8 protein-coding genes are annotated in these 12,452 nt (G+C 64.0%); 2 read left to right on the forward strand and 6 right to left on the reverse strand.

Annotated elements, in window-relative coordinates; genetic code table 11:
* Positions 1-7: 7 nt before the first annotated feature.
* The 3 genes from P0R31_RS03625 to P0R31_RS03635 all read right to left on the reverse strand — a co-directional run bounded on the left by P0R31_RS03625 (position 8) and on the right by P0R31_RS03635 (position 6,813).
* Positions 8-3,400 carry an autotransporter outer membrane beta-barrel domain-containing protein gene (locus P0R31_RS03625; RefSeq protein WP_275512892.1) on the reverse strand — a complete coding sequence of 1,131 codons (3,393 nt, stop codon included), beginning with the start codon at positions 3,398-3,400 and terminating at the stop codon, positions 8-10.
* A 273-nt stretch (positions 3,401-3,673) separates the two neighbouring features.
* Complete coding sequence (gene glsA / locus P0R31_RS03630) at positions 3,674-5,548, reverse strand: glutaminase A (protein WP_275512893.1); 1,875 nt, start codon at positions 5,546-5,548, stop codon at positions 3,674-3,676.
* 176 nt (positions 5,549-5,724) lie between these two features.
* Positions 5,725-6,813 (reverse strand): cyclase family protein, encoded by a 1,089-nt coding sequence (locus tag P0R31_RS03635; RefSeq protein WP_275512894.1) that lies wholly within the window; start codon positions 6,811-6,813, stop codon positions 5,725-5,727.
* A 116-nt stretch (positions 6,814-6,929) separates the two neighbouring features.
* Here P0R31_RS03635 and P0R31_RS03640 point away from each other — a divergent pair, with 116 nt between their 5' ends.
* On the forward strand, positions 6,930-8,000 hold the full coding sequence (locus P0R31_RS03640) for a CobW family GTP-binding protein (RefSeq protein WP_275512895.1): 1,071 nt from the start codon (positions 6,930-6,932) through the stop codon (positions 7,998-8,000).
* A gap of 58 nt (positions 8,001-8,058) precedes the next feature.
* Here P0R31_RS03640 and P0R31_RS03645 read toward each other — a convergent pair whose 3' ends face one another.
* The 3 genes from P0R31_RS03645 to P0R31_RS03655 form a co-directional block, all read right to left on the reverse strand.
* Positions 8,059-9,267 (reverse strand): MFS transporter, encoded by a 1,209-nt coding sequence (locus P0R31_RS03645; RefSeq protein ID WP_275512896.1) that lies wholly within the window; start codon positions 9,265-9,267, stop codon positions 8,059-8,061.
* Positions 9,267-10,115, reverse strand: a complete 849-nt coding sequence (gene kdsA, locus P0R31_RS03650) for a 3-deoxy-8-phosphooctulonate synthase (RefSeq protein WP_275512897.1) — start codon at positions 10,113-10,115, stop codon at positions 9,267-9,269. The genes P0R31_RS03645 and kdsA overlap by 1 nt, the downstream gene beginning before the upstream one ends.
* A gap of 113 nt (positions 10,116-10,228) precedes the next feature.
* On the reverse strand, positions 10,229-10,555 hold the full coding sequence (locus tag P0R31_RS03655; RefSeq protein ID WP_275499708.1) for an NIPSNAP family protein: 327 nt from the start codon (positions 10,553-10,555) through the stop codon (positions 10,229-10,231).
* 214 nt (positions 10,556-10,769) lie between these two features.
* Between P0R31_RS03655 and P0R31_RS03660 the strand changes: the two genes are divergently transcribed.
* Complete coding sequence (locus tag P0R31_RS03660) at positions 10,770-12,428, forward strand: hypothetical protein (protein WP_275512898.1); 1,659 nt, start codon at positions 10,770-10,772, stop codon at positions 12,426-12,428.
* Positions 12,429-12,452: the final 24 nt, after the last annotated feature.

Below are 12,452 nucleotides of genomic sequence, written 5' to 3' on the forward strand. Positions count from 1 at the left end.
CTTCGTCTTACCACGCGTACCGCACCACACCCTTGCCGGCATAGGAGCGCGTCACGCTGGAGAACTCGCCCTCGAACGTGCCGGCGGCGGACCAGCCGTTCAGCCACTTCTTCTCGACTGATCCCGTCACCAGCGCAGAATCGGCGGCCATGGCCGCGCCGTTCACGACGAAGCTCGCGCCGGGCAGCGTCTGGAACGTCGCACCGATGACGCGGTCCGGATTGAAGTTATGCGCCCAGGCGAGCCGCCCGCGCAGCGTAACGATGCCGTCAACCTGGGCGAAGGATTTGTCGCTGCGCAGACCGATCTCGGTGCGGGTGTCGGTGACGCTCTTGGCGCCATAGGCCAGCGCGAACATGTTACTGCCGACGATCGCCTGCTCGGCATAGGCCGGCAGATCGAACGTCGTGAATTGCGCCGCGGCGTAAGGTGTGAGGCCGACGCCCTGTGCGACGAAGCGATAGCCGCCCTCGAGTCGGCCAGAATAAGCGTTGGCGTTGAACTCGGCGCGGAGGCGATCGACGCCGGCCACCGTCACCGTGCGATCGGTGACGATCTCCTGCCAGCCATAGGCCAGCGCGCCGGTGATGTAGGCAGGTCCAATGATATGACGGAAGAACGCGCCGGCCTGAAACAGATCGGACCGGCCGCCGCCGAGGGCATTCGCCACGGTGAAGTTGGTGCCGCCGCCGGCGAGCGCAAAGCCGACCAGCGTATCGCGGGAGATGCGATAATCCGCGCCGACAGCGGTGCCATAGAGATTGCTTGTGGTGGTGTTGGACCCGACGGCCGTGCTGCCGTCAGTCTGCTGCGCGCCACCGAAGCCCGCCGCCCAGACGCTCCAGCGCTGCTCGAACGCCGGTGCGATCGGTGCCTTGGCGTAGATCGCAGCATATGCATCGCGCTCGCTGTTGTTGCGACCGGCGTTCTTTGCCGCATAAGCCAAGCTCTCGTCGGCATAAGCATTCGGCGCGCCGCCCGCACCGACCGGATCGCCGCGGCCCGCGATGAACGGATCGGTCATCACGCCCATGAACTGGTTCATCGCATTGAAGGTCGCCTGCTGCGGCGCGCTGCCGACCTCGCCGGAGAGCTGGGTCAAGCCGGCGGGCGTCAGGCTACCGAACACCATCGGGATGGTGCCGTTGCTGTTGAAATAGTTGATGATCGCGTTGCCGACGCTCTGCTGATTGGCGTCGAGACTGCCGGAGGGAGGCACGAAGTTCAGCGCGAGGTTGAGGTAGGCATGGGTGGCGTCGTAGCTCAGACTGGTGTGAAAGCCCGACGGCAGGCCAATATTGGTCACCGTAGGACTGAACGCGTCGGTGATGCTGGCCGCATTCAGGATCGTGTACTGCTTGGCGACGTAAGAGCCAGCCGCAAAATTTGCACTAACGGTGGCGCCGCCAAGCGATGCATTGCCGGCAACATTGGCAAAGGTGGAGGTTGTGGGATTGACGAAGACATTGAAGTACGCCCCGGGTTGCATCACGAGGCTTGTCACTGCCATCGAGGTTCCCGGCCCACCTGGCGCACCCGGCGAGAAATAGCCTCCCGCGATCAGGGCGGCTCCGACTGCACCGTTTCCGGTCAGGTATCCATTGGAATTGACGGTGGTGAGAGTCGACGACGCCATCGACCCCGACACGACGAGCGTGCCCCCGTCAACCGTGGTAGTGCCGGTGTAACCGCTGCTGTCGCCGGACAGGATCAGGGAGCCGGACCCGGTCTTCACGAAGCTGCCGGTGCCAATGATGGATCCGGCGAACACAGACGTCGAATTGTCGCCCCCGACGGTGAAGGCAAATGCGCCCGTATTGAGCTGGGTGCCCGCCACGCCGGCGAGTGAGCCGTAGGTCGCGCCGCCCGAGGTCGAGTAGACATTCGCACCGGCAGCCGTCATGTCCACCCGCCCCGTGACGGTGCCGCCATAGGTGTTCATCGAAGCGAGACCGCCGGACAGTGTCACGTTGCCGTTGATCGTCCCATAGAGCTGCGTGTATCCGCCGGCGGCGTTGATCGATCCATTGATCGTCCCGGTGGGGTCGACGACAATATTGGCGCCGATGGCGTTGCTGATCGTGTTTGTCGCATTCAGCGTTCCCGTGATTCCGAGATTGCCGTCGTTGGTCACGGTCGTCGCATTGACCGTCCGGCCGGCGTCGATCCAGGTGGCGTGAATCATCGCACTGGCCTGGTTGATCAGCGTCGTTACGGTGAGATCGCCGCCTGAGACAAAAAGGTCGGATATTGCACCGGTGGTCAGGGTCCCATTGACGGTGAGCGCACCGGTCACCGTGAAGGTACCGCCTTGATGGTCGACGTTGCCGTTGATCGTGCCGGCTGCATTCGCCGTGCCGGAATTCGTCAGTCCGCCATTGACCGTTCCAGTCGTCGTGAAAGTACCGGCGGCTGCGTTCGTCGTCCCGGCGGTGGTCGTGACCGTACCAGCGTTAGTGAAGGTACCGGCGTTGTTGACGATGCTGGTCGCGCTCAGCGTCCGGCCTGCCGAGACCTGGACCGCCGTGGCCGAGGTCGAATTGTTCGTCAGCGTCGTGATGCCGGTGAAGCTGCCGAACTGCACGGCCAAGCTCGATGTCCCGTTGTTGGTCACCGCACCATTGGTGGTCAGATCGCCGCTCAGCGCGAAGGAGCCGCTGCCCTGGTTGGTGATGCCGTCATTGAACACGCCCCTCGCGTTGGCCGTGCCCGAATTCGTCAGTCCGCCGTTGACCGTGTCCGTCGTGTTGAAGACGCCGGAATTGGTCGTGCCGCCGGTCGTCGTGATCAAGCCATTGTTGAAGATCGTGCCACCGTTGTTTGCAATCGTGGTCACGGAGACGACGCCGGCGGGAATGTTGGAGAAATTGCCGGTATTGGTGATGTCGCCGGTCAGGGCGCCTTGATTGCTCGTGATCGCACTGTTGGTCAGCGACGTGTTCAGAGTGCCAGTGTTGACGAAGGTCCCGGCGGCAACGCTGGTGGTGGTGAACGAGTTGGTGCCGGACAGCGTCAACCGGCTCGACCCTGCCTGCGAGATCGTGGCGCCGGTCATATTGTTGCTGATCGAGATGAAAGTGCCGACACCGACGGCATTGTTGGTGATGCCGGCGACAAAATTCACCGCCTGACCGCTTATCGTGTAGCCCGGGGACGCAGCGTCGAAAATCCAGGACTGGGGTGAGATGGGGCCAAGGGTGACAGTGACCGCCGTCGTGCCCGTGTTGGAAAAGGTCGCGGTTTCGCCTGCGGTGTCGGGGACGGTGTTTGTCGACCAATTGGTCGGCTCGTTGTAATTGCCGTTGTCGACGCCGCCGTCCTGCCAGACTTGCGCTCGCGCCAGGGACGGGAGCAATGCAAGCGTCGCCAGCGCCGTGCCGGTCAGCAAAGCTCTAGTCAAGACGGCCCCACGTACGAGTCCAACCCCGCCTGCCCCGATCATCGAAATTCCGCTGGGCCCCTGCGCCACCCTCAATTACCAATTCTTGAGCGAAAAATATCTAGCTGCTTCGCCAGCGAAGAACCATTGATGATGGATTCCATCGCCGGATGACTCGGCGATTTCCCCCGCGTGTGATTGTCGAGCAACACTAGGTTGCGCATTTCCCGGGCACCCAGCGATATCGGGCTGGAAACCAGGTCAGTCGCAGGGCGAGCCCGATGTGCCCAGCTCCTAATACGCGCTCAGCAAATCCACCTTCGCATTCGCCAGCACCAGGCGCCGTGCCAGGATCGCGGCGAGATTGCGCATGATCTTCAACGAGGTTTCCGGGTGCAGCCGCCGGTAATCGGCAAAGCTGTCGAGCGGCAGTTCGAGGCTGGTGACGGGCGTGTCGGCGAAGACGTCGGCGCTGCGGCTTTGCTCCAGGATCGCCATCTCGCCGAATTCCATGCCGGGCCCAAGCGAGGCGAGCCGCACGCCGCTCGGCAGCTTCACGCTGACCATGCCGCTCTGGAGAAAGAACAGCGAATTGGCGGGCTCGCCGGCCGCGATGATGCGCTGGCCGGCCGCGTAATGCCGCGTGGTCGACAGCTTGACGATGGCGGCGATCTCCTCGGCGTCGAGCTCGGCGAGCAACGCCTGCTCGACCAGCTGGGCGTTCTCCTTGAGATCGGTGAAGCCGCCGAAGCGGTAAATCACCTGGTCTTCGGCCCATTCGATGGCGTCGTCGAGCAGCGCGAAGCGGCGCAGCCGGCGCGGCTCGGCGGTGCGTGCGGCGATCGCGCTCCACACCGCGGAGGTGCCCTCGAAGCCGGACAGAATGGTGGTGACGCCGGCATTGCCGAGCGCGGTCAGCGTCTCGCCGAGCAGCGCGGCGCCGGCCGCGGTGATGTCGGGGACGCGGCGGAAGTCGATGATCAGGAGCGGCGCGTTCGGCGGCTCGCTGGTGAGCCTTCGGGTGACATAGTCGATCGTGGCGAAATTCATCGCCCCGACCAGCTCGAGCACGCGGATGTCGCTGTGGCGTTCGTCGAGGATCTGCTGCTCGTGCGGCTGGCGGCTGCGACGCGAGGAGATGCCGTAGACGTCGTAGTCCGCCATGATGCTGGTGCGGACGTCTGCGTTGCGGTTGAGCATGTGCAGGTCGAACCGCGCCGACAGCGCCTCGCAGACCTTCAGGCCGCGCACGCTGTTGAAATGGTCGTCGAGCAGCGGCGAGAAGGTGCCGAGCCCGAGCTGCGAGGGCAGCGCCGCGACGATGCCGCCGCCGACGCCGCTCTTGGCGGGAATGCCGACGCGATAGGTCCACTCGCCGGCGTAGTCGTACATGCCCGAGCTCGTCATCACCGAGAGCGTGCGCGCGACGACGTGCGGCGTGATCACTTGCACGCCCGTCACCGGATTGATGCCGCGGTTGGCGAGCGTTGCCGCCATCACCGCGAGGTCGCGCGCAGTGACCAGGATCGCGCATTGGCGGAAATAGACCTCGAGCACGGCATCGACGTCGTCGGGCAGCACCGCGTAATTCCGCAGCAGCCAGGCGATTGCCCGATTCCGGTTGCCGGTCGCAGTCTCCGAGGCGTGTACGGCCTCGTCGACGCCGAGCTCGCGGCCGGCGAACGCGCTGAGCTTGGCGCGGACGCGCTCGAAGGCGCCCTTCCCTTCGACGTCATAGATCAGGCCCGAGCAGGCGATGGCGCCGGCATTGACCATGGGATTGAAGGGACGGTTGTCGTTGGTGAGCCGGATCGAGTTGAAGGCCTCGCCGCTCGGCTCGACGCCGATCGTGGCCGAGACGCGCGCCTCGCCGACCAGCTCCAGCGCCAGCGCGAACACGAAGGCTTTGGACACCGACTGGATCGTGAACGGCACCTCGCTGTCACCGACTTCGTAGACATGGCCGTCGATGGTGACGAGCGCGATGCCGAAATGATCGGGGTTGGCGCGCTTCAACTCGGGAATGTAGTCGGCGAGCTCGCCGGAATTGTCGGTCCGGAATTCGGCGTGGCAATCAGCGAGGAAACGCCGCAGCGGCGGCTTGGTGAGGTATCCGGTCGAACGGGCCGGACCGGCTGCGCTGGCCGAATGGCTGGTCTGGACGTCCACGGTCTCACACCTCGATTTGCCCAGAAACGAAGCAATTCGTGTGCCATGTATACCGGGCCGGTGGTGTCGTGGTGGGGAGCAATGCCCCCTGCGTCGGGCCCTATCGTGGACGGGGTGATTGAGCGGCCCTTCGCGCGGTGGGCGGGATGTCCCGCCCACCCGCTTTTTCATCCGCCTCAGGTGATCGCGATCGGACAGCCATTGCTGCCGGTCGCGCCTTTGATCGGCGACGGCGTGAAGCAGTAGACGAACTGGTACTTCTTGTCGGCAATCAACTCGTCGAAGATCAGGTTCTCGTGGTTGAGGATGCCGTGCTTGGTCTGCAATTCGGCGTGAACCACGAAGGCGAGCGACTTGTCGGGATTGGGCACCACTTCGACCGCCCAGGTGTCGGCCGCAGTCAGCGCGAGATCCTTCTCGATGATCCACTTCGCGGCATCGAGGCCGATTCCAGGCTCGCCGCTGTTATAGCGATCATTGTTCTTCATCCACAGGGAGCCCCAGCCGGTGTGGAACATGATCGCATCGCCTGGCTTGATGTCGCTCTCCGCGATGCTTTGCTTCGCCAGCGCCGCCTTGATATCGGCCGAGGTGATCTCTTGGCCCGCATCCATCATGCCGCCCTTCAGCGCGACCATATCGATCAGGTGGGCGCGTGTGAACAGCGGCTTGAGCTTCTCGGTGCCAAGCTTCTTCAGGCCGTAGGCGTCGCCGATCTCAGCGGCGCTGAAGCCGTTGTAGAAGCGCATCTCGCTCTTGTCGCCGTCCTTGCCCAGCTGGATACCGATATGGCCGAGTCCGTCGAATTGTGTGCCGGTCTGGCCGATTTCGGTGGCGAGAAACTCGTCGTGATAGACGAGCTTGTTGTCGCCGAACGGGCCGCCAGTCGGCCCGCCGGGAATGCGCAACGAAAATGCGCGGGCGCCGAACAACGGCATGCCTTGCTCGTAAACGCGGCCGATCTTGTAGATCTTGCCATCCTTGATCCACTTCACGGCATCGAGAACCTTCGCCGGCGTGATGTGGTTCGACGCGCCAGCCTCGTCGTCCTTGCCCCATTTCGAGGGCCACCAAGGCTTGTCCACGCCCTTTGGCATCGCCGGGGTTTGGGCTTGGGCCGCGGTGATCGGTGCAAGTGAGAACTTGCCGTGCATCGCACCTGCGAATGCCGCTCCGGCCGCACCAGCAAGGCCTGCCGTGCGGAGCAAGGTCCGCCGATCGGTCGCCGCACCGCCCTTCTCTTCATCGCCTTTGGTATCGTCCATCGCTTCCTCCCGGGGTGTGCCCGCTGAGATCGGGCTTAAGATCCTGTTTTCGGAATGCTCGTCCTCCATTAGGCTGTTGTCCAGCGACAAAAATAAGACCAGGGTTGAGGACGCCGATGAGCCTGTTCGAGAGCGACAAATCCGCCGAGCGGACTCCGGTGTCACTGATCACCGGCTTTCTTGGCAGCGGCAAGACCACATTGCTCAACCGCCTGCTGCGCCACGACGCGATGAAGGACAGCGCCGTCGTCATCAACGAATATGGCGAGGTCAGCCTCGACCATCTCCTCGTGGAACGCGTGGACGGCGAAGTCGCTGTGCTCGCGAGCGGTTGTATTTGCTGCACTATTCGCAGCGATCTGGAAGAAACCCTGCGCGCGCTGCTGGTGCGCCGCGATCGTGGCGAGGTCCCGCCGTTCCGCAGGATTCTGGTCGAGACAACGGGGTTGGCTGACCCCGCTCCCATCGCTCAGCTGCTGCTGAACAACCCTTTGGTCTCGCATTTCCTGTGGCTGGACACCGTGGTGACCACCGTCGACGCGGTCAATGCAGCGCGGCAGCTCGACCGCCAATACGAGGCGGTGAAGCAGATCGCGCTCGCAGACCGGCTGCTGATCACTAAGCGCGATTTGGTCAAGGACACTGACACATTGGACTTGCGGCTACGTCGGCTCAATCCTGGCGCCAGGATCGAGAGCGTGGTGCATGGCGAGGTCGATCCGGCCCAACTGTTCGGCGCCGCCCTCATTGACCCCGAAAAGAAGACCGCCGATATCGAGCGCTGGCTCAACGAGCAGGCGTTTGCCGACTTCGCCAAGGCGGCGCATGAGCGCGGCCATCATCACGATGGCGGTCATGCCCATCACGAGCATCACAGCCACGATGCGTCGATCCTCAGCTTCATGATCGCGTTCGACGATCCCCTCGACTGGATGGCCGTATCGCGCTGGCTCGCGCATCTGCGCGCCACGCGGGGCGAGGATCTGTTGCGGGTCAAGGGCATCTTAAATCTTCGCGATGAAGCGACGCCAGTCGCGGTCCATGGCGTCCACCACGTCTTCCATCCGCCGGTGGCGCTTGCAAAATGGCCAAATGCCGACCGCCGTTCGCGCATCGTGTTCATCACCCGTGGCATTACGCGTCACGAGGTGCTTGACCTCTGGCAGGGGGTCCACGCGGGCGCCTGAGTTTCCACAAGGACAGCTCGCGAAGCTTTTTTAAGGGGCGCTTCTCCCGGACGCGCCCTCAGACGCGGGCATCTGACGGCGCCCGCTGCTTGAGCAGCCGCGCGCAGACGAGGCCGAGCAGCACCATGATCGCGGCGCTCGCAGACAGCGTCGCCATCTTGCCGGCATGCTGGAGCCCGAAGCCGTAGGCGAGAGGTCCCACCGTCTGCCCCATGAAGAAGAAGAACGAATGCAGCGACATTGCGGTGGCGCGCGCCTCGACCGAGAGCTCGCTGGCGAAGACCTGGAGACAGCCATGGGCGATGTAGAAGCCCCAGCCCATCACGACGAGATTCAGCGCCTGCACTTCCCAGCGTGGACCGAAGGCGACGGCGATGAGCTGTGAGGCGACCAGGGTCATCCCTGCGATCATCATGCCCTTCACGCCGAGCCAAGGCAGCAGGCGCGACACCGTGAGCGTGTAGAACAGGCCGCCGACCGCAAACCCGGCGATGACGATGCCGGCGATCGAGAGCGAGGTCTGGCCGAGCTCGAAAAGGAACGAAGCGATATAAGGAAACAACCCGAGTACGCAGCAGCCTTCGATGAACACAGCCGAATAGCAGACATAGGCGTTCGGGTTGGTGAAGATGGTGCGATAGCCGGCCTTCAGCGCCGACAGGCTCGTTTTCGGCGGATGCTTGACCTTGGCGCCACGAAAGCCGGCGGCGACCGCGATCGATGCGACGATCACGAGCGCACCGAGCGCCGCCAGGACGCCGCGCCAGCCGAGGAAATCGCCGATCAGGCCGGAGGCCGAGGCGCCAAGCAGATTGCCGGTCATGGCGCCGGCGAGCGTGCGGCTGATCGCAACCTGGCGTTTTTCAGGCCCGACGAGATCGCTGGTCAGGCTGAGCGCCACCGGAAATACGCCGCCGGAGCCGATGCCCGCGAGGATGCGGGTCGCAAAAAGAACCGAGAACGACGTCGAGAATGCGCCCAGGATGTTGGCGAGGCCGAGCAGCGCGAGGCAGCCGATCATCAGCCGCGTCTTGCCGAACAGGTCGGCGGCGGCGCCGATGATCGGCTGGATGATCGCGAAGGTGAAGGCGAACACCGCGGCAAAGCCCGCGGCGGTCGCGATGCTGACGCCAAAATCCTCGGCGACGTGCGGCAGCACCGGATCGAGCGCGCGGGCCGACAAGGCAGCAGCAAAGCTTGCGCCTGAGATGACGTAGAGCGCCGTCGGCAAGCCGTGATCTGGCGGCCGCGCCTCGCTCTTCTGCATTAGCGCGGATTCTTTGCCAGCGCGTCGAACGCCATCAGCCGGGCGATAAGCCCCTCGAACTCGCGCAGCGGCACCATGTTGGGGCCGTCCGACGGCGCGCGATCGGGATCGGGATGGGTCTCGATGAAGACGCCGGCAACGCCGACCGCCACGGCCGCGCGTGCGAGCACGGGCACGAATTCGCGCTCGCCGCCCGAGGACGTCCCCTTCCCGCCCGGCTGCTGCACCGAATGGGTGGCGTCGAAGATGACGGGCGCACCGGTGGTGCGCGCCAGGATCGGCAGCGCGCGCATGTCGGAGACGAGCGTGTTGTAGCCGAAGGACGCACCGCGCTCGGTGACGAGCACGTTCGGATTGTTCGCGCTCGTGATCTTGGTCACGACGTTGGCCATGTCCCAGGGCGCCAGGAACTGGCCCTTCTTGACGTTGACGACCTTGCCGGTCGCAGCCGCCGCCAGCAGCAGATCGGTCTGCCGACACAGGAAGGCCGGAATCTGCAGGATGTCCACGGCTTGCGCCACCTCGGCGCATTGGGTGGCTTCGTGCACGTCGGTCAGGACAGGCAAGCCGAGCGAGGACCGGATTTCGGCGAAGATCGGCAGCGACTGCGCAAGACCCAGCCCGCGCGCCGCCGCCGCGCTGGTGCGGTTGGCCTTGTCGAACGAGGTCTTGTAGACGAGGCCGATGTTCAGCCGCGCGGCGATCTCCTTCAGCGCGGAGGCGACCTCCAGCGCGTGCTGGCGGCTCTCGAGCTGGCAGGGCCCAGCAATGACCGAGATCGGCAAATCATTGCCGAATTTGACCCTGCCGATGGTGACGACCGGCGCCGCTGAATTCGAAGAGCTCAAGGCAAATCCCTCGTTTCGGCGCGACCATAGCCGCGATGAGGGTCGGATCAACCCTCTTCCGCCCGGACGGTCCGAATATCAGGGTTGCGCCAGGGTTCCCTGCCCGCTGCCTGCTACTTCACCGCCGAGAAAGCGGTCGGGGTCAGTATCTGGCTAACGATGTTGGCGACGATCTGGCCGTCGGCCTCGCTCTCGGCGCGCGCCTTCATCCAGTCCGGATCGGTCATGAACGCGCCCCACTTCTTCTCGCGCTCGGCAAGCGAGTCCCAGGCGAGGAAATAGGTCAGCTCCTGGTTGGATTCGCCAATCAGGGTGGTGAAGAAGCCAGCCTGCTTGATGCCGTGCTTCTCCCAGATCTTCAGTGTGGCGGTCTCGAAGCGCTTCAGCAGCGCCGGCAACCGGCCCGGCACGCAGCGATAGATGCGCATTTCGTAGATCATTCTTGCTCCCTCCCTGACAGGAGCGGCGGTTATACCTGCTGGCCACAACTCTGTCTTGAGCCTCGCCCGGGCGACCCTCACGGCGTCTCGCGCATAGCTCGATAGCGCGGGGCCGGCGCTCTTGATAATGTGCAGGCTCGGTCCGGCGTATCAGCCGCCGATCGCCCAAGAGCAATCGGCGAAACGACCGAAGCGATCAAAGGGGGCGAAGGCAATGACCTATTTTGATCTCGGACCCTACAGCCGCAAAATCACCACGACGTCGACCGATGCGCAGCTCTGGTTCGACCGAGGCCTCAACTGGGTGTTCGGATTCAACCACGGCGAGGCGATCAAATGTTTCCGCAAGGCGCTCGAGTTCGATAACAGCTGCGCCATGGCACATTGGGGCATCGGCTACGCCGCGGGTCCCAACTACAACCTGCCCTGGGTCCGCTATGACGCGCAAGGCCGTCAATTGGCGCTGGCGGCATCATACGATGCGACGCAGGACGCGCTCGCGCAGGCGGATAGGGCGAGCCCGGTCGAGCAAGCGCTGATCCGCGCCTTGTCGGTGCGCTATCCGCAGCGTGAGGCGATCGAGGACATGGCGCCGTGGGACAAGGCCTTCACGCGAGAGATGCGAAAGGTCTTCGCCACGTATCCCGAAGATCTCGAGGTCCGAGCCATCTTTGCCGAATCGATCATGAACGAGACGCCGTGGCTGATGTGGGACCTTGAGTCCGGAGAACCCACCAAGGGCGCTGGCACCGAGGAATGCAGGACCGTGCTCGAACAAGCTTTCGATCGATGGCCGGCTGCGTGGGATCATCCCGGGCTGCTCCATCTCTACGTCCACCTCATGGAGATGTCGCCCTTCCCGCAAAGGGCGATGCGGGCTGGCGACCGGCTGCGCGGGATCGCCCCCGATAGCGGCCATCTGATCCACATGCCGACGCATCTCGACGTGCTGTGCGGGCAGTACAACGACGTCCTGCTCTACAATCAGAAGGCGCTGGCGACCGACCGCAGGTTCCTCGCTTATTCGGACGATCCGGGTGTCTACCTGGTCTATGTCATCCACAACTTCCACTTCGCCATCTACGGCGCGATGTTCCTGGGTCAATACGCCCCCGCTATCGCAGCGGCCGAGGAACTCATTGCCACCGTGCCCGAGCCAGTGCTGCGCATTCAATCGCCCCCCATGGCGGACTTCCTGGAAGGCTATTTGACGATGAAGCAGCACGTTCTCGTGCGTTTCGGCAAATGGCACGACATCATTGCCCAACAGCTGCCGGAGGATCGCGAGCTATACTGCTCTGTGACGGCGATGATCCACTACGCCAAGGCGGTGGCTCATTCGGCGCTTGGCCACGTCACTGAGGCCGAAGCCGAGAAAGCGTTGTTCGCTCAGGCGAAGACGCGCGTGCCGGAGAGCCGGCTCGTGCACAACAACAAGGTCGTCGCCCTGCTCGGCGTGGCCGAAGCCATGTTGAATGGCGAACTGGAATATCGCAAAGCCAATTACGACTTCGCGTTCGCTGAGCTGCGCAGATCGGTCGCGCTCAGCGACGCCTTGCCCTATGACGAGCCGTGGGGATGGATGCAGCCACCGCGTCACGCACTCGGCGCGCTGCTGCTGGAGCAGGGACGGATCGAGGAAGCCGAGGCAGTGTACCGTTCCGATCTCGGCCTCGATGGAAAGCTGAGCCGGGCCTGCCAGCATCCCGACAATCTCTGGTCGCTTCACGGCTTGCACGAATGTCTCATGCGGCGGGGCGACAAGGCCGAGAGGCCGCTGATCAAGCAGCGACTTGACCTCGCCCAGTCGCGGGCGGAGGTGCCGATCAAGGCCTCTTGCTTCTGCCGCAGGATGGACATCGCGGCCGCGTAGCCGGACGTGCGAGCAAGACTTTGG

The sequence above is a fragment of the Bradyrhizobium yuanmingense genome, from assembly GCF_029167105.1.
GTDB classification, from domain to species: Bacteria; Pseudomonadota; Alphaproteobacteria; order Rhizobiales; family Xanthobacteraceae; genus Bradyrhizobium; species Bradyrhizobium yuanmingense_A.

Bases quoted from the DNA above. Each gene is read 5' to 3' on its own strand.
- P0R31_RS03635 (WP_275512894.1), bottom strand. From the start codon at position 6,813: ATGGACGATACCAAAGGCGATGAAGAGAAGGGCGGTGCGGCGACCGAT.
- P0R31_RS03640 (WP_275512895.1), top strand. From the start codon at position 6,930: ATGAGCCTGTTCGAGAGCGACAAATCCGCCGAGCGGACTCCGGTGTCA.
- P0R31_RS03645 (WP_275512896.1), bottom strand. From the start codon at position 9,267: ATGCAGAAGAGCGAGGCGCGGCCGCCAGATCACGGCTTGCCGACGGCG.
- P0R31_RS03655 (WP_275499708.1), bottom strand. From the start codon at position 10,555: ATGATCTACGAAATGCGCATCTATCGCTGCGTGCCGGGCCGGTTGCCG.
- P0R31_RS03660 (WP_275512898.1), top strand. From the start codon at position 10,770: ATGACCTATTTTGATCTCGGACCCTACAGCCGCAAAATCACCACGACG.